At 54.2% G+C, this 16,670-nt stretch carries 16 protein-coding genes; 6 read left to right on the plus strand and 10 right to left on the minus strand.

From position 1 onward, the window contains the following. Positions 1-59: 59 nt before the first annotated feature. The 5 genes from metW to proC form a co-directional block, all read right to left on the minus strand. On the minus strand, positions 60-650 hold the full coding sequence (gene metW, locus ACJJIC_RS01895; RefSeq protein WP_252084166.1) for a methionine biosynthesis protein MetW: 591 nt from the start codon (positions 648-650) through the stop codon (positions 60-62). Beyond that, on the minus strand, positions 641-1,846 hold the full coding sequence (gene metX / locus ACJJIC_RS01900; RefSeq protein ID WP_445357849.1) for a homoserine O-succinyltransferase MetX: 1,206 nt from the start codon (positions 1,844-1,846) through the stop codon (positions 641-643). The genes metW and metX overlap by 10 nt, the downstream gene beginning before the upstream one ends. Positions 1,847-1,949: 103 nt before the next feature. After that, complete coding sequence (locus ACJJIC_RS01905; RefSeq protein WP_445357850.1) at positions 1,950-3,917, minus strand: dynamin family protein; 1,968 nt, start codon at positions 3,915-3,917, stop codon at positions 1,950-1,952. Positions 3,918-4,067: 150 nt separating this feature from the next. Beyond that, positions 4,068-4,676: a YggT family protein gene (locus ACJJIC_RS01910; protein ID WP_252084163.1), complete on the minus strand. Its 609-nt coding sequence runs from the start codon at positions 4,674-4,676 to the stop codon at positions 4,068-4,070. Between the two features lie 63 nt (positions 4,677-4,739). Beyond that, positions 4,740-5,573, minus strand: a complete 834-nt coding sequence (gene proC / locus ACJJIC_RS01915) for a pyrroline-5-carboxylate reductase (RefSeq protein WP_444887776.1) — start codon at positions 5,571-5,573, stop codon at positions 4,740-4,742. 142 nt (positions 5,574-5,715) lie between these two features. On the opposite strand from proC, the gene ACJJIC_RS01920 reads away from it, so the two are divergent. Continuing rightward, positions 5,716-7,719, plus strand: coding sequence for a S9 family peptidase (locus tag ACJJIC_RS01920; RefSeq protein WP_444908490.1), 2,004 nt, complete (start codon positions 5,716-5,718; stop codon positions 7,717-7,719). Positions 7,720-7,778: 59 nt separating this feature from the next. Here the strand turns inward: ACJJIC_RS01920 and ACJJIC_RS01925 are convergent, their stop codons facing one another. Both ACJJIC_RS01925 and ACJJIC_RS01930 read right to left on the minus strand, forming a co-directional pair. After that, positions 7,779-8,063, minus strand: a complete 285-nt coding sequence (locus tag ACJJIC_RS01925; RefSeq protein ID WP_252084160.1) for a hypothetical protein — start codon at positions 8,061-8,063, stop codon at positions 7,779-7,781. A 72-nt stretch (positions 8,064-8,135) separates the two neighbouring features. After that, positions 8,136-8,840 (minus strand): YggS family pyridoxal phosphate-dependent enzyme, encoded by a 705-nt coding sequence (locus tag ACJJIC_RS01930; RefSeq protein ID WP_444908488.1) that lies wholly within the window; start codon positions 8,838-8,840, stop codon positions 8,136-8,138. Between the two features lie 69 nt (positions 8,841-8,909). Between ACJJIC_RS01930 and ACJJIC_RS01935 the strand changes: the two genes are divergently transcribed. The 4 genes from ACJJIC_RS01935 (at position 8,910) to ACJJIC_RS01950 (ending at position 12,760) form a co-directional block, all read left to right on the plus strand. Beyond that, the gene (locus ACJJIC_RS01935) at positions 8,910-9,944 is read left to right on the plus strand and encodes a type IV pilus twitching motility protein PilT (RefSeq protein ID WP_252084158.1); all 1,035 of its coding nucleotides are present in this window, start codon (positions 8,910-8,912) and stop codon (positions 9,942-9,944) included. 47 nt (positions 9,945-9,991) lie between these two features. Beyond that, complete coding sequence (locus tag ACJJIC_RS01940; protein ID WP_152450611.1) at positions 9,992-11,143, plus strand: PilT/PilU family type 4a pilus ATPase; 1,152 nt, start codon at positions 9,992-9,994, stop codon at positions 11,141-11,143. Between the two features lie 247 nt (positions 11,144-11,390). Next, positions 11,391-12,140 carry an SDR family oxidoreductase gene (locus tag ACJJIC_RS01945; protein WP_445357851.1) on the plus strand — a complete coding sequence of 250 codons (750 nt, stop codon included), beginning with the start codon at positions 11,391-11,393 and terminating at the stop codon, positions 12,138-12,140. Between the two features lie 11 nt (positions 12,141-12,151). Next, entirely contained in the window at positions 12,152-12,760 is a 609-nt protein-coding gene (locus tag ACJJIC_RS01950; RefSeq protein WP_444883422.1) for a LysE family translocator, read from the plus strand. A gap of 3 nt (positions 12,761-12,763) precedes the next feature. Here ACJJIC_RS01950 and ACJJIC_RS01955 read toward each other — a convergent pair whose 3' ends face one another. After that, positions 12,764-13,504: a LytR/AlgR family response regulator transcription factor gene (locus ACJJIC_RS01955; protein ID WP_444887771.1), complete on the minus strand. Its 741-nt coding sequence runs from the start codon at positions 13,502-13,504 to the stop codon at positions 12,764-12,766. Then, positions 13,501-14,658 (minus strand): sensor histidine kinase, encoded by a 1,158-nt coding sequence (locus ACJJIC_RS01960; protein WP_444908486.1) that lies wholly within the window; start codon positions 14,656-14,658, stop codon positions 13,501-13,503. Before ACJJIC_RS01960 ends, ACJJIC_RS01955 begins: the two co-directional genes overlap by 4 nt. Before the next feature lie 89 nt (positions 14,659-14,747). Between ACJJIC_RS01960 and argH the strand changes: the two genes are divergently transcribed. Next, complete coding sequence (gene argH / locus ACJJIC_RS01965; RefSeq protein WP_444883419.1) at positions 14,748-16,166, plus strand: argininosuccinate lyase; 1,419 nt, start codon at positions 14,748-14,750, stop codon at positions 16,164-16,166. Positions 16,167-16,241: 75 nt separating this feature from the next. On the opposite strand, the gene cyaY is transcribed toward argH, so the two are convergent. Next, positions 16,242-16,568 carry an iron donor protein CyaY gene (gene cyaY / locus ACJJIC_RS01970; RefSeq protein WP_444883418.1) on the minus strand — a complete coding sequence of 109 codons (327 nt, stop codon included), beginning with the start codon at positions 16,566-16,568 and terminating at the stop codon, positions 16,242-16,244. Positions 16,569-16,670: the final 102 nt, after the last annotated feature.

Consider the following 16,670-nt stretch of genomic DNA (forward strand, 5'->3'; position numbering starts at 1 on the left):
CACCCATATCAGCAGTTTGCCCCAGAGACCAGGAACAAAAACTTGGCGCAGATATTAGTTTAGCGAGTCAGGTGGTATATCGCGGTCTCACCGAATAAATTTGGCAAAAAGTCTTTAAAGACCACCCCTAATTTCGACTCAGATACTACCTGGCGGTGCAAAATAGTCCAATCGTTCTGCCCGCACAGCACCTCGAAGTCTCGAAAAGTACAAAAATGAATATTGGGTGTGTCATACCATTCAAATGGTAATAAATCGGAAACCGGCATACGCCCAGAAAAAGCCAGGTGCCAGCGGGCCTTCCACTGGCCAAAGTTGGGGAAGGTGATAATACAGTCGCGCCCAACTCGTAACATTTCACCCACCACCAGATGCGGGTGCCTCAAGGTTTGCAGGGCCTGGGTCATTACCACGGTATCGAAACTGGCATCGGCGAAATTGGTAAGCCCCGCATCGAGGTTTTGCTCGACGACATTGACCCCACGCTGCACACAACGGTGTATCTGCTGCGCATCTATTTCCAGTCCGTAACCAACAACGTCTTTGTTCTTCTGCAACTGTTCCAGCAGTTCACCATCACCACAGCCCAGATCGAGTACTCGGCTTGCGGGTGCTATCCATTCCTGGATTACATTGAGATCTATACGCATGCGGGCTGCCCTGCTTTGTGCTCCAGCGCTACACGCTGCATGTAGGCACGAAAGACGTCCTCGTAGCGCTTATTTGGCAACAGGAAGGCATCGTGTCCCATGGCGGACTCTATTTCTGCATAACTCACCGCCCGATTGGCGTGCATCAACGCATCGGCGATTTCCCGCGAGCGGCTGGGGGCGAAGCGCCAGTCCGAAGTGAAGGAGATCAACAGAAAGCGGCAACGCGCATGGGCAAAAGCCGCTACTGGGTCGTCGTTGTACTCTCGTGCGAGATCAAAAATATCCAGCGCTCGTGTCATAAGAATGTAGGTATTTGGATCGAAACTGCTGGAAAAGCTATCACCCTGGTAGCGCAAATAACTCTGAATCTGGAACTCCACCTCTTCGTCAACGCCCTGCTGGAAGCTGCCGGAACGCAGTTCACGACCAAATTTATGCGCCAAACCATCATCGGAAAGATAGGTAATGTGGCCAATCATGCGCGCGACAGCCAAACCTCCACGTGGCAGTTTCCCCTCCTCCAGATAGCGCCCTGCACAGAAATCCGGATCCGAGGTTATCGCCTGACGTGCGGTCTCATTGAAAGCAATATTCTGCGCCGAGAGTTTCATCGCCGAAGCAATCACCACGCAATGGCGCAAACGTTCTGGGTACTCCAGAGACCAACGCATGGCCTGCATTCCCCCCAGGCTGCCACCAATCACTGTGGCCCACTGCTCTATGCCAAGAATATCTGCCAAGCGCGCCTGGCTGTGTACCCAGTCGCGCACCCGCAAGGAGGGAAAATCCGGGCCCCAGGGTTTACCCGTGGCGGGATTGATAGAGACGGGCCCGGTAGAACCATGGCAGCCGCCCAAGTTATTGACCGCCACCACAAAAAACCTATTGGTATCGATGGGCTTGCCGGGACCGATATAGTGGTCCCACCACCCTGGGCGCTTGTCCTCGGGGCTGTGTCTGCCCGCAGCATGGTGGTGACCGGATAGCGCATGGCAAATCAACACCGCATTACTTTTATCGGCATTCATTTCGCCATAGGTTTCATAGACTAGGGTGTAGTCCTGTAAAACACGCCCGCAGGCCAACTGCAGAGGTTCACAAAACTTGTGGCTCTTTGCTGTTACAAGACCTACAGAGCCATGATCTGCTGTACTGGGTGCCTCGCAGGAGGGACTGGAGTTTTCCGTGGACAAAGTAATTATATCTGTCGGGTTATTTGGCGGTTGGTTATTGTCACTGCAGCAAGTGTACGGGAGTGCTGCAACTTATGACAATTAGCAACCGCCGGCGAGTGTGTTAAGTCGTCAGAGCTGGTTTCAGTGGGGTGACATTGTGCGCGCGCGGCGCTGGCGCCAAAGGCTGTGGTGCCGAAGTACTGTGGCGCAGTAAGTCCTCCAGGGCCGACAGGGCCCGATCATTGCGCAGTACTTCATCCTCTAGGGTACGCAAATCGGTGTGCCGACTTCGGGTTTTCTGCTTCAGCTCGGTCAATTTGATCAAGTGCCGATTCAAAAGATGTTTTTGGTATTGTGTATGTTGCTTGAGTGGTTCCAGAGCCTGCTCAAGCCAGTTTTCTGCCGCGGCACCCATTTCGCTATAAAGGCGCCCTACCTCACTGGCCAGGGTCGTAACAAAACGCTCGCTCAAACGGTTGCGCCGCGCCAGTAAAAGCTGTGGGGAGCGTCGCAGCTGGGCCGCCTGGCGGTGTAGGCCGCGCAGGGTGATACGGAATTGGCGAATGGTGAAGTACTGTTCGGCACTGTCCACCTTCTTCAGGCTGGAACGCTCAAAAATCGCATCCAACAGCCGATTCCCCTGATCCACTTCCCGCTCTAAGGTGGCTAACTGGCAATCGACTCCCTCCATAAAGGTATCGATGGCCTTGGCAAGTCCCATGGGTGTCCAACGCTTATGCAGCGCCTTACTGGTTTCATCTACCAACCGTTGCAGCTGCTGTATGGTAATAGGCGCGAGTAGGGCCGTACTCTGCCGCATTAGCATGCGCTGGCTGGACTTCAGGGTGAGTAACTCCTGATGGCAGAGCTTATGTTGCTCACGCACTGTCTGCTGCAACTGGCCCAACTCGGTCAGTTGCTCCTCAGTGCTGGCACTATTGCGCTGCAAATGCATCAGCGCGGCACGGCCGCTGTTGAGCCTGCGCTTGAGCAGATCGCGGGTATCCGCCATCAACGTCAGAGCCTGGTGCAGAGAGCGGTGTTCCGCCACTTTTTGGCGGTGCTCCAGCAAACGTTGAACCAACAGCTTTTCAAAATCGGTAAAACAGCTGTTGCGCAAAAGTTCGGCATCCTGCTGTTGACGCGCCAACAGGGCCATTTTTGCCGAGACTCCGGTGACACTCTCCTGTGGCAGGGACAGTAATTTTGCGACCTGAGAACGCATGCGCCGCAGCAGTTGCTGCGCATCTTCATCTGGATCATCCCAAAGAACATCCACTTTATTCAGCAACGCCATAACTGGAGTGCCGCGATGTTCACGCAGAGGGGCCAGATGGGTCTCCCACATATTCATATCAGTGCCACTGACACCGGCATCGGCGGCCAGCAGAAATGCGACGGCCTGGGCGCCAGGCAGTGTGCTCAGAGTCAGTTCCGGCTCATTGCCCAGAGCGTTGAGTCCCGGTGTGTCAATAATCCGCAGGCCTTGATCTAACAGTGGATGTGGCAGGCATATCAGCGCATAACGCCAAGCGGGAATTTCCACCAAATTGCCTTTGTCGTCCAGGTGGCGGCGATCGAAGCCATAACGCGCAGCCTCCTCCGGCAACACCGATTTGGTGGCGGCCACTTTGAGCAGAGCTTCGCGGGTCGCATCGGGATTATTCGCGTCGAACTCGTGCGTGACCCACTTCTGTGGAATTCGCCGGAAGCTCTCGAGGCTGGTATTGGTCGCCAGGGTCTCAATGGGCAACAGGCGCAGGCTGGCGCGCTCTCCGCCATCGCTAAAGATCTCCGTTGGGCACATGGTGGTGCGGCCGGGTTTGGAGGGTAGCAGCCGCTGACCGTAGGTCTGTGCCAAGAGGGCATTGATCAGCTCGGTTTTGCCACGGGAAAATTCTCCCACAAACACCAAGGTGAACTGATCATCGCTGAGAAGCGCACGGGCCTGCTGTACAACTTGGCAGGCGCCGGCAGAGTTGGGGAAATGCTGCTGTAACCACTGACTGAACTGGGCGAATTGTCGATCCAGATTCTTTTTCCAGCGATCGTATTCAGAGATATGTTGGCGTAGGAGTGCGTCTTCCATTTCACAGTATTCTTGTAATTTATACTCTGCGGGCTACCGACCCAAAGCACTCAAAGCTGAGTTGGTCCGGTAGCCGTTAGTATAAAAGTCTAACACCGCGCCAAATGCGATCCAGTGCGCGCGGTGGAAGAAAAGCGCACAGTAGTCAATTTAAAAACCGGGGATATGCCAGAAAAGACTGTAAACAAAGCGCGGCATATTGGCCATACTGGCAAAGCCTAATAGCAACTTATCCGCCACAGTAAGCAGAATAAACACGAAGATAGGGCTGATATCGATCACCCCCAAAGGAGGAATCAAGCGGCGTACCGGTGCGCAGAAGGGCTCTAGCAACTGGCGCAGTAGCATCAGTGCTGGGTGGCTGCTCTGCGGAGCGATCCAGCTGAACACAATAGAGATCAGCATTCCCACAAACACGACCGCAATCACGGTAGCGACACAGCCGATCAGAGACCACAGCAGTGCACTCAGGGGATTGAAAAGACCAAATCCGGCAAACGCACCGCAAACCAGTATCATCACTAGGCCCACCAGCAAAGCCAGCACTACCGAGGCCATATCCACGCCGAAGAGACCCGGCACCACCTTGCGCAGTGGCAGTAGTAGCGGATTGGTAACTTTAACGATGCCCTGAGAAATCGGGTTATAGAAGTCTGCCCGGGCCAACTGCAGCAAAAAACGCATCAATACCGCAAATAGGTAGAGGATACCCAGGGTAGCCACCAGGAAAACACCGATGTTGCTGAAGGTACTTGTCATTGAAAATCCCTAAAGAGTGATCAACTCGCGGCGCAGCCTGCACCATTTATTGTGTTGATAAGTTTATTGGTCCAGTTCGCGAGCCATCTCTGCAGCGCGCTCGGCGCAATCGCGCATGGCATCGGCCACCAACTGCGGCAGGCCGCCCTGCTCAAAGCGCTGCACAGCGCGCTCGGTGGTACCACCCGGCGACATCACATTGCGCTTCAACTGGGCTACATCTACATCACTGGTCATGGCCAGTTTGGCGGCGCCCAGGGCAGTTTGCAACACAAGGCGCTCGGCATCGGCGCGGGCAAAGCCACTGGCTGCGGAGGCGTCGATCATCGCCTCCATAAACTGAAAGAAGTACGCCGGCGCCGACCCTGCCACAGCGATCACTTGGTCGATGCCCTCTTCTTTATCCACCCATAGGGAGATACCTACTGCGTTGACTATGCGCGCAGTAATGGCGCGGTGCTCCGCAGTTACCGCCTCATCTGCAAACAACCCGGTCACCCCACTCTGCACTAGAGCCGGCGTATTGGGCATAGCGCGTACAATCGGCAGATGCTCCCCCAGCCAACGCTGGTAGGCGGCCAAGGGAATACCTGCGGCCAAAGTAATAATCAGCGGCTTGCGTCCTTTCAGGTGGGGGCGCAAATCCATGCACAGATCGCGCATCACCTGGGGTTTTACCGACAAAACGATAACATCGGCCCCATCGATTGCGACGATATTGTCACTGTGCACCACGGTATTGTGGCGCTTGGCAAACGCCTCAAGTTTGAGGGGATCACGCCCGGTAGCCACAATTCTATCGGCCGGGTATCCCGCCGCCAGCAGGCCACCGATTACCGCACCGGCCATATTTCCGGCACCGCCGATAAAAACAATTTTGGGATTTGTTGCAGTCACTTGGGTTACCTCGGCGAGCATTCGCCTCATTCTCTGTGAGTTTTACTGGCTGTTATACCCCGCAGGGATTCCGATAATATGTGGTCGCTCAATTCCAATAACAAGAGAAGCGCGCCCCAGCGCGCTAGCCAAGGAGAACACGATGTTGAAATGGCGCTATTTGGTGACCGCCGCAATACTCAGCGCGGCTGCTGTTGCCCATGGAGTGGAAACCCGCACCGAGAACAATGGCCAGCTGCAGTTACAGGACATTCCCCCAATTCCAGCGAGCCTGGTGGAAGAGCTCGACCGCTACCAGAATGTGCGCTCAGCCAGTTTTCGCGGCTGGGATATGCAAGGCAGCGGTATGTATATCAGTACCCGCTTTGGCGAAGTAAACCAGCTGCACAAGGTAGATCGCGCTGGAGGAGCCCGCCGCCAGCTGACTTTTTTTGACGAACCAATTGGGGAAGTACTTACCCGCCCCCAGCACCGACAGCTGGCCTACACCATGGACGCCGGCGGCAACGAATATGCGCAGATTTTCCTATTTGACAGTGCCAACGGTAAGAGCAAGATGCTCAGCGATGGCGAATCTCGCAATGGTGCCATTCTTTGGAATAAGCAGGGCTCGGCCCTGGCTTACCAAAGTACTCGCCGCGATGGTAGGGCCAACGATATCTGGCTGACTACGATTGGCGACAAGAAAAATGAAGATCGCCTGATACTAAAATCGGAGGATGGTAGCTGGTGGGGACCCAGTGACTTCTCTCAATCCGGCAGCCAGCTACTGGTTCTGCAATATGTTTCTTCCACCCGCTCTAAAGTTCACCTGTTGGACCTGGACAGCGGCGAAATAACATTGCTCTCCGGTAATGATGAAAAAGACTCTCGCAACTTTCCCGCCGGCTTTAGCTACGACGACCGCTCCATATACCTGGTTAGCGATAAAAATGGCGAGTTCACCCAACTGATCCGCAAAGATCTCGCCAGCGGCGATGAGAAAATTATTAGCGCCGATATTCCCTGGGATATCAGCAGCTTTGTCCTTAGTGAGGACGGCCGCCGCGGTGCTTTCGTGTCCAACGAGAACGGCATGTCGGCACTGTACCTGTACGATCCGCGCAATGATCGCTACCGCAAAGTCGACACACTACCTATTGGTGTAATCGGCGATATCGAGTTCAACCCCAGCGGAGACAAGTTAGCGTTATCACTGAACACCCCCAAAACCCCCACCGATACCTTTGTTTTGGATCTGGGCCGGCGCCCCCTATCCAGTGGCGATCTGAACCGCTGGACATTTAGTGAAGTGGGCGGCCTGGATACCGAACAATTTATCGAGCCCAAGCTGGTGCACTACCCCACTTTCGATAAAGTAGACGGAGAGCCACGCAAGATTCCCGCCTTCGTCTACAAGCCGCGCGATATAAAGGCGCCTGTGCCGGTCATTATTTCCATTCACGGCGGCCCCGAAGCTCAGTACCGCCCACTGTTTTCCAGCAAGTACCAACTGTGGTTGAAGAAATTGGGGGCTGCAGTGATCGCCCCTAATGTGCGCGGCTCCGCCGGCTACGGAAAAAGTTACCTGGCCATGGACAACGGCTACAAGCGTGAAGATTCGGTGAAAGACATTGGCGCGCTATTAGACTGGATCGCCACCCAGCCGGACCTGGATGCCAAGCGGGTTGCCGTCTTCGGTGGTAGCTACGGCGGCTATATGGTACTGGCCAGCAGCGTTCACTATTCGGATCGTTTAAAAGCGGCTGTGGATATTGTCGGTATCTCCAATTTTGTCACCTTTCTCACCAATACCAAGAGTTATCGCCGGGACCTGCGCCGTGTGGAATACGGTGACGAGCGCGACCCGCAAATGCGCGAATTCCTGGAAGGTATCAGCCCTAACAACCATGTGGAGAAAATCCAGGTACCCATGTTTGTGGTGCAGGGACAAAACGACCCTCGCGTCCCCGTCACAGAAGCGGAACAGATCGTGACGGCACTGCGAGCAAGCGGTAACCAGGTTTGGTACATGAATGCGTTAAATGAGGGGCACGGCTACCGTAAAAAGGAAAACAATGATGTCTTCACCCAGGCTACCGCATTGTTTTTTGCCGAACACTTGCTCGACGAAACACAGAAGGAAAAACTGACTTTAGTTGAGTAGTGCCAAAGGCTCTTATAAATCGTAATGCTTAATAAACGGCCCAGTGGGCCGTTTAGTTTTTAAGGCCTTAAACTCAATGTTTCCACAACAGCGATCAAGTTGAGCGCTATGGCAAGTATCCATAACCAGTGCCGGCTCTCAGGCCACAGGGCCTGGGACACGGTGCGGTCTAAGAAATTGGTGATCAGTGTGACCTTAGGTAGCGCAAAGGAAAGCAGGCAAAGAAAAGCCAGCCATTCCAAGGCCATCCAGGTCACCAGCAGGGTGTGCGCCATAGACAGGGAAATCACTGCGCATAGCGTCAACCCCAGCAATATCACTTCGAGAGTCCCTGAGCGTTTCATTGGTCTCTTACACTTTCCCCACGAACTCAGCCCTAGAACTTCGGGCAAGCGTTCGGATAAAAATAGGATCTTTCATTCAGAGTAATTGCGCGCGCCAAAAATATCTGTGCCGATGCGCACAATGGTCGCACCGCAGGCAATCGCCGCCTCCATATCGGCAGACATACCCATGGAAAGTGTATCCAGCTCCTCGTTGGGAAATAACTCTTGCAGAGAATGCAGCAGGCGCGCCATCTTTAAAAAAGGTTGGTGTTGCGCCTGTACTGTCTGTCGCGCCGCGGGGATCGCCATCAAACCACGCAGGCGCAGCCCCGGCAATTGCACTACTTCCCGCGCCAGTGCCTCCAAATCCTGTGGAGCTATGCCAGACTTGCTCTGCTCATTATCGATATTGACCTGCAGACAGATATTGAGGGGAGCCAAATTAGTTGGCCGCTGGGATGACAGACGCTGGGCGATCTTTAGACGATCCACCGTATGCATCCAATCAAAGTGTTCGGCTACTGCGCGAGACTTATTCGACTGCAAGGGCCCGATAAAATGCCAGTGGATATCCAGATCTTGTAGGGCATCCTGTTTTTCCAGGGCTTCCTGCAAATAGTTTTCGCCAAAGTGACGCTGGCCGGCCACATAAGCGATGCGCAAATCCTCCGCCGGGCGGGTTTTGGAAACCGCCAACAGAGTGATTTCTGCAGGATCGCGATCGCAGTTGTTGCAGCAGGTCACAATCCGCTCACCTACTGCATTCAGGTTTTCGACGATTGTCGCTTTGCGCATATACTGAGGCCCTTACCGAAATGAGTGGCGATTTTACCTGAGCCCAAACAAGAACCATAAGGTAGCAGTATGGATATCACTGAACTCCTCGCCTTCAGCGCCAAACAAAACGCTTCGGATCTGCACCTCTCCGCAGGCCTTCCGCCGATGATCCGTGTGGATGGCGACGTGCGCCGCATCAACCTGCCGGCCATGGAACACAAGCAGGTGCACGGCCTGATCTACGAGATCATGAACGACAAGCAACGTAAGGACTACGAAGAATTTCTCGAGACCGACTTCTCTTTCGAGGTACCTGGTGTAGCCCGCTTTCGTGTGAACGCCTTTAACCACAACCGCGGTGCCGGTGCAGTATTCCGGACCATTCCCTCCAAGGTTTTAACCATGGAGGATCTGGGCATGGGCCAAGTTTTCAAACAGATCTCCGATACTCCGCGCGGCCTGGTCTTGGTCACAGGGCCCACCGGCTCCGGTAAGTCCACCACCCTCGCCGCGATGATGGACTATATCAACGACAACAAATACGAGCATATCCTCACCATTGAGGACCCCATCGAATTCGTGCACGAATCCAAAAAATGCCTGGTGAACCAGCGCGAAGTGCATAGAGATACCCACGGCTTCGCGGAAGCATTGCGCTCGGCCCTGCGTGAAGACCCGGATATCATTCTGGTGGGCGAGATGCGCGACCTGGAAACTATTCGCCTGGCATTAACCGCAGCGGAAACCGGCCACTTGGTATTCGGCACCCTGCATACCACCTCCGCCGCCAAGACTATCGACCGGGTGGTGGATGTGTTCCCGGCACAGGAAAAAGCCATGGTGCGTTCCATGCTATCGGAATCCCTGCAAGCGGTAATCTCGCAGACACTGCTGAAGAAAAACGGAGGTGGCCGTGTCGCTGCCCACGAGATCATGCGCGGCACTCCCGCAATCCGCAACTTGATCCGCGAAGACAAAATCGCGCAGATGTACTCCGCCATCCAGACTGGTGCCAGCGTTGGTATGCAGACCATGGACCAGTGCCTGGAAGACCTGGTGGCGCGACGTATCGTCAGCCGCGAAGTCGCGCGGGAAAAAGCCAAGATGCCAGAAAACTTCTAAGCATTAACGGCCCCTCTTCAGTCAAAAAATAATACGCGGTAACAATCATGGATATAGAAAGACTCCTACAGCTGGTAGTAGAGAAAGGTGCATCGGATCTGTTTATCACCGCCGGCGTACCGCCTTCCATCAAACTGCACGGCCGCGTAGTGCCTTGCAGTAGCAGTGCCCTCACCCCAGAAAAAGCCCGCGAGCTAGTAGTGGGCACCATGAATGAGAAACAGCGCCGTGAGTTCGCCGAAAAAAAGGAATTAAACTTTGCCATTGCGGTACGCAACGTGGGCCGTTTCCGGGTGTCGGCTTTCTTCCAGCGCAACTTGGTGGGTATGGTGCTGCGACGCATCGAAACAAAAATCCCCACCATTGACGGCCTCGGCCTGCCGGATGTACTCAAAGATCTGGCCATGACCAAGCGCGGGCTGATTATTTTTGTAGGCGCCACCGGTACCGGTAAGTCCACCTCCCTAGCCTCGATGATCGGCCACCGCAATGAGAACACCAAGGGTCATATCATCACCATTGAGGACCCGATCGAATTTATCCACCAGCACCGAGGCTGTATTGTGACCCAGCGCGAAGTGGGTCTGGATACCGACTCCTTCGAAATCGCCTTGAAGAACACTCTGCGTCAAGCGCCAGATGTCATCCTGATTGGTGAGGTGCGCTCTCGCGAAACGATGGAGCACGCCATTGCTTTCGCCGAAACTGGTCACCTGTGCCTGTGTACACTGCACGCCAACAATGCCAACCAAGCCCTCGATCGGATCATTCACTTCTTCCCGGCAGACCGTCACCAACAGCTGTTTATGGATCTGTCCCTGAACCTTAAGGCCATGGTTGCCCAGCAGCTGGTACCAACACCGGATGGCGATGGCCGCCGCGCCTGTCTGGAAATTATGATCAACACGCCGTTGATGTCAGACCTGGTGCGCAAAGGCCAGGTGCACAAGATGAAGGAGTTGATGAAACGCTCCGGCGAACAGGGCATGCAGACCTTCGACCAGGCGCTGTATGAACTCTACGATCGCGGCGAAATTACTTACGAGGACGCCCTCGCCCACGCCGACTCCGCCAACGACTTGCGCCTGATGATCAAGCTTAAGTCTGAATCCGATGCAGAGTATTTAAACAGCGCAGCCGGCGAGTTGAGTCTACAAAATGACTCTGAGTACGGCGATGGTGGGCCGCAACTTTACTAAGGTTGCTACTTAGCTATCCAAGAACCGTTTACAGAAAAATCAACGCCCTAACACCTGTAAACGGTTCTCATCTAAAAAAACCGCTTTTAATTTCCCGATAAGTCCACAGCAAGCTGCGCTCAATAATTTACGAGCTGCTTTATTCCAAGATACTCAGGGCCCCAACCTACTATTTGACTTGGGGAACAATATTTCCTTACCCTTCTCCTCCCCTCACCGAATTACTCACTTCATCGCGGCCATAGAAATGAAAAATAAAGTTGCCTTGATAACCGGAGGCAGCCGGGGAATCGGTGCCGCCACAGCAAAACTACTGGCTCAACGTGGATATCAGATTGCCATCAGCTATCGGGAACGAAGGAAGCAAGCGGAAGACCTAGTAAATGAACTTCAATCTTTGGGCGTTACTGCAATAGCGGCACGTGCCGATATCACTTCAGAAGATGAGGTTGTCCGTCTATTCGAAAAGGTTGACCAAAATCTCGGCCCGATTAACAGCCTGGTAAACAATGCCGCAATCATTAAACCGCAGATGCGTGTTGAATTAATGGATTCTCAGCGTATCAACGAGATTCTTCGGACCAATATCACCGGTACATTGCTCTGCTGTCGCGAGGCGATTAAAAGGATGTCAACAAAAAGCGGGGGCAGCGGAGGAACTATTGTCAATATCTCATCCGCCGCCAGCCGTTCAGGGTCACCTAACGAATATATCGATTACGCGGCTAGCAAAGGTGCTGTAGATACTCTAACCATCGGACTCAGCCAAGAAGTCGCCGGTGAGGGGATTCGAGTGAACGGTGTAAGGCCGGGTTTTATTTACACGGAAATGCATGCTGATGGCGGCGAACCAGATAGAATTGAGCGAGTAAATTCTGCAGTTCCACTCAAACGCGGCGGGCAAGCAGAAGAAGTGGCTAAGGCTGTGGCCTGGCTTCTCAGTGACGAATCAACCTTTACAACCGGCTCATTTATTGATGTCGCAGGTGGAAAATAAGATAAGAATATATGTTGGAAGCACTTTTTTCCCTTGTTGCAGCAACAGCTCTGCTACTTGGCTCCCCCGGTCCCGCACCACTCGCGCTGGCCGCTTCTGGGGCAACTTTTGGGATCAGGAAAAGTAGCCATTTTCTTATCGGTATCCTACTGGGGCTAAGCGTTGCAATTATGGGCGCAACCGCCGGGATAGCGGCCCTGCTGGCAACCTGGCCCGAGGCGCGCTTTGCCGTACAACTTTGCGGGGCTTTGTATATTGGCTATATCGCCATAAAAATTGCCACAGCCCCGGTAATGGAGAAAAACCCATCAGCGGAAACTCAAGCGCCATCACTGTTGGATGGGTTTATTTTTAATCTACTCAACCCAAAAGCTTATGCCGCCTTCTTTGCCATCTTTTCCCAATTTTTACTGCCAATTGAAGAAAGCAACCTAAGTTACATTGCTACTGGAATGGTCTGTTTGATAGTCGCGGCTGTGGTCGATTTTATCTGGCTATGTTTGGGAGGAAGTTTGCGACCGGTTTTTCATAAACCTAAACAGGCACGAATAATCAGAGTTTGCTTTGCCCTTCTGATGGTAGCAGCTGTGCTAATCGTGTTCCTGCGCGGAATGGTTTAACTACTAGCAAATCTCCGTGATCAGGTTTTTTACCGAAGACAACATACGCCGGCTTACCAATGGGGCTTGTGTTACCCCTTCCAGCTCCACCCGATAATTCGCTCCGTCTCTGCGTAAGCCTGTAATAAATGCTACTGCCACCAGTGCACTGCGGTGCACTCGAACAAAGCGCTCGGCAAATTCGCTTTCCAACTCTTTTAATGACTCGTCAAGGATCGTCTCACCGGCAGGGTGATGGGCCACCACATATTTGCTGTCAGCAACCAAACAACGAATGCTGTCCACTTCCAATAGCTCGACCCCCATACGGCTCACCGCTTTGATACGGCTGCGACCGCGATCCTTCTCGTCACCACTAACAAGTTTTTGTTGGGGTTTATTGAGGCACTGCACCTTTGCCAGCGCTTGGCGCAGCTGCTCCACGCTGACAGGCTTGAGTAGATAACCCACCGCAGCGGTGGCGAAGGCCGGCAGGGCGAACTCATCGTGGGCGGTGCAAAAAATTATCGCGGGTGGGCACTCGCGTGTGGAAAGCTGCTGGGCCAATTCCAAGCCACTGCCGCCGGGCATTTCTATGTCGAGTAAGACCAGATCTGGGTCCAGTATCTGCACCTGCATCAGCGCGGATTCAATGTCCGCCGCTTCACCGATAGGAATGCAATTTTCGACTGTAGACAACTGCCGCTGCAGCCGCGCGCGGGCCAGGGGTTCATCATCGACAATCAGGACTCGCAACTGGGTCACTCCATCACCTCAGTATCTCTACTGGAATTTATGGTCGGTTTTGTTTCACGCTGAACCACCTCCCGGGGAAACAAGGGTAGTTGTAGCTGCACTCGGTAGTGGTCCTCCACCCGACCGGCGGTAAACTTGAAGCGATCACCGTAATAGGCGGCAAGGCGCTGACGAATATTCTCCACTGCCATACCGTTGCTTTCCCTGGTGAAATGCACAGTTTCTGCCGGAAGTGGGTTTTCAATATCAATGTACAGAACACCGCCTTCGGTTTTCACTGCCACAGTAATTGTGCCGCCCTCACGCAGCTGTGCCACACCGTGTAAAACGGCATTCTCAAGCAATGGTTGCAACAACATGCTGGGTACTTGTATATCCTCCAAAGTACCCTGCTGCTGCCATTGCTGCTGCAAACGCTCGCCCAGGCGCAGAGCCTCAATCTCCAGATAACGTTGGGACAATTGTATTTCCTGCGACAGCGGCACCAGCTTTGGGTCAGCGAGGCTGGCCCGAAACAACACGCACAAATCTTCCACCAAACGCTCAGCGCGATCTGGGTCTACCGCGATCAGGCTGGCCAGGCTATTCATGCTGTTAAACAAAAAGTGCGGTCGTATACGCGACTGCAACGCCTCGATACGCGCGCCCAGTTCCGCCTGTTGCTGGTTGTATAACTGCTGTTGTAAATAGGCGTAGCGCAATACCACCCCGGCGCAGATAGCCCCAAGGAGACAATCACTAGCCAGTCCCCACCAGTCGAAATCCGCCTGCAGCAATAGAGCACGCACATAGCGCTGAATCCCCATTACTAATCCAAGCACGCCCAACACCGCGATAAAGCTGATAGCGCCGGCATGTTTGTGGGGTAACTTGGCTAGATAGGGGCGCAGTCGGCAAAGCACGGCGGCACAGGGCAATATCACCCACTGAATCACCAGGGACACTAGGCCAAGACGCTGCCAACTGAAGTCGCGCAGCCCGTCCAAGGCGAGCACCAGAACCAGGGCCAGCAATTCCCCCATCAACACCAATGCGGCCAGGGCGGTGACACTGCATAAATCCGGAAGAAAAGGCACCTGCCCGCAAAGCGCAGAATCCTTGCTATCAGTGTCAGTTTTTCGAATTTTCTGCGATATAATGCCCGACGGCCTGGGAAATGACATGCAGTTGTTATTCTTGATTGTCCCTATATTCAAAGCGCACGATACCACCAAGCTCCCCGGCCTTTCACCTCACTGCAGCCAGGAAAACCATGAGCAACGACAAACCCGACTCCGCCACTAATCCCGCCGCCAAACTCTGGGGCGGCCGTTTCAGCGAAGCCACCGACGCTTTCGTAGAGCGATTCACTGCCTCTGTCACCTTCGATCAGCGCATGGCGCTGGAAGATATTCAGGGTTCCCTCGCTCATGCACAGATGCTATCCGAGGTTGGGGTATTGAGCGGTGATGAATATCACCAGATTGCCAATGGCCTGAAAGAGATCGCAGTAGAAATTGAGGCGGGTGACTTTCCCTGGTCGGTGCAGTTGGAAGATGTGCATATGAATATCGAGGCGCGCCTGACCGAACGCATCGGTGCCACCGGTAAAAAACTGCACACTGGCCGCTCCCGCAACGACCAGGTCGCCACCGATATCCGCCTGTGGCTGCGCGGCCGCATCGACCGGATCGGCGCCGAATTAACCCGACTGCAAACCGGGTTGGTAGACCTGGCCGAACGCGAAGCCGATACCATTATGCCCGGCTTTACCCACCTGCAGAGTGCACAGCCGGTGACCTTCGGCCACCACCTGCTGGCCTGGAATGCCATGCTCAGCAGGGATTTCGAGCGCCTGATGGATTGCCGCAAAAGAGTCAATCGCTCGCCCCTGGGTGCCGCAGCACTGGCCGGCACCAGCTACCCAATCGACCGCGCGCGCACTGCCGAACTGCTGGGCTTCGATGCTCCGACCGAGAACTCCCTGGACTCGGTGAGCGACCGGGATTTCGCAATTGAATTCTGCGCCTTCACCGCCCTACTGCTCACCCATCTTTCCCGCGCCAGCGAGGAACTGGTGCTCTGGGCTTCTAGCCAGTTCGACTTTATCGACCTACCGGATCGCTTCTGTACCGGCTCATCAATTATGCCGCAAAAGAAAAACCCGGATGTGCCCGAATTGGTACGCGGTAAGACTGGCCGTGTGAACGGCCACCTGATTGCACTACTGACCCTGATGAAAAGCCAGCCCCTGGCTTACAACAAAGACAACCAGGAAGATAAAGAGCCTTTGTTCGACGCTGCCGATACCGCACTGGACTGCCTGCGCGCCTTTGCGGATATGGTGCCCGCACTCAAGGCAAAAAAAGAAAACATGCTGGCGGCAGCCGCCAAGGGTTTCTCCACTGCCACCGACCTGGCGGATTATCTGGTGCGCAAAGGCATTGCCTTCCGCGATGCCCACGAGATCGTCGGCCAGTCGGTTTCCTTTGCCATTGAACAGCAGAAAGACCTAGCGGAGCTGAGCTTAGAGCAGCTGCAGCAATTCTCTGCTGATATCGGTGCGGATGTCTTTGAAGTGCTCACCCTGGAAGGCTCAGTAGCCGCTCGTAACCATATCGGCGGCACCGCTCCCGATCAGGTTCGCGCTGCCTGTGCACAAGCACGAGTGCAAATTGAAGGGCGTCATTAAGGCAGACCCCAGCAGGACTAGGAGCCCGTTTTTTGCATCCGGGCGCCTGGGGTACGGCCGATCAGTAAACCGGGATTACTGCGGTAATCCCAGTTCGACCGATTCACCCTGCTGCTCGCTCAGCACGCGATTGAGCAGGGTCGGTAGATTTTCCTCGGTGGTACTGCATTTCCAGCCGGGCGCGGTAAACGTGAGGTGGTAACCGCCCGACTTGGCAGCTACCCAAAGTTCCTGATTGGCAGATTGCCGGGAGAGAATAACCTGACTGCCATTATCCTCCAGGGTCAGGGTGAGCACGGCACCACTGCGCTCGTAATCGATATCCCAGTCACAATCGTCCAGGGCATCCTCAATCGCCATCAGGGTATGCTCAATGGCCGCTTCATATTCCGTTTGGCTCATCTTTTATTACTTCTGTTACCGTCTACTGTGTTCAATCTATTGGCTCGCTATACTATCAGGCTTTTGCCGAACACCGCTCTAAAGCCCGAGTGCAGGATGTCA

The sequence above is a fragment of the Microbulbifer mixtoriginis (SeqCode) genome, from assembly GCF_052468275.1.

Bases quoted from the DNA above. Each gene is read 5' to 3' on its own strand.
- ACJJIC_RS01940 (WP_152450611.1), top strand. From the start codon at position 9,992: ATGGATATAGAAAGACTCCTACAGCTGGTAGTAGAGAAAGGTGCATCG.
- ACJJIC_RS01920 (WP_444908490.1), top strand. From the start codon at position 5,716: ATGTTGAAATGGCGCTATTTGGTGACCGCCGCAATACTCAGCGCGGCT.
- ACJJIC_RS01935 (WP_252084158.1), top strand. From the start codon at position 8,910: ATGGATATCACTGAACTCCTCGCCTTCAGCGCCAAACAAAACGCTTCG.
- ACJJIC_RS01910 (WP_252084163.1), bottom strand. From the start codon at position 4,676: ATGACAAGTACCTTCAGCAACATCGGTGTTTTCCTGGTGGCTACCCTG.
- ACJJIC_RS01945 (WP_445357851.1), top strand. From the start codon at position 11,391: ATGAAAAATAAAGTTGCCTTGATAACCGGAGGCAGCCGGGGAATCGGT.
- cyaY (WP_444883418.1), bottom strand. From the start codon at position 16,568: ATGAGCCAAACGGAATATGAAGCGGCCATTGAGCATACCCTGATGGCG.
- metW (WP_252084166.1), bottom strand. From the start codon at position 650: ATGCGTATAGATCTCAATGTAATCCAGGAATGGATAGCACCCGCAAGC.
- ACJJIC_RS01925 (WP_252084160.1), bottom strand. From the start codon at position 8,063: ATGAAACGCTCAGGGACTCTCGAAGTGATATTGCTGGGGTTGACGCTA.
- ACJJIC_RS01930 (WP_444908488.1), bottom strand. From the start codon at position 8,840: ATGCGCAAAGCGACAATCGTCGAAAACCTGAATGCAGTAGGTGAGCGG.
- ACJJIC_RS01905 (WP_445357850.1), bottom strand. From the start codon at position 3,917: ATGGAAGACGCACTCCTACGCCAACATATCTCTGAATACGATCGCTGG.
- argH (WP_444883419.1), top strand. From the start codon at position 14,748: ATGAGCAACGACAAACCCGACTCCGCCACTAATCCCGCCGCCAAACTC.
- ACJJIC_RS01960 (WP_444908486.1), bottom strand. From the start codon at position 14,658: ATGTCATTTCCCAGGCCGTCGGGCATTATATCGCAGAAAATTCGAAAA.
- ACJJIC_RS01950 (WP_444883422.1), top strand. From the start codon at position 12,152: ATGTTGGAAGCACTTTTTTCCCTTGTTGCAGCAACAGCTCTGCTACTT.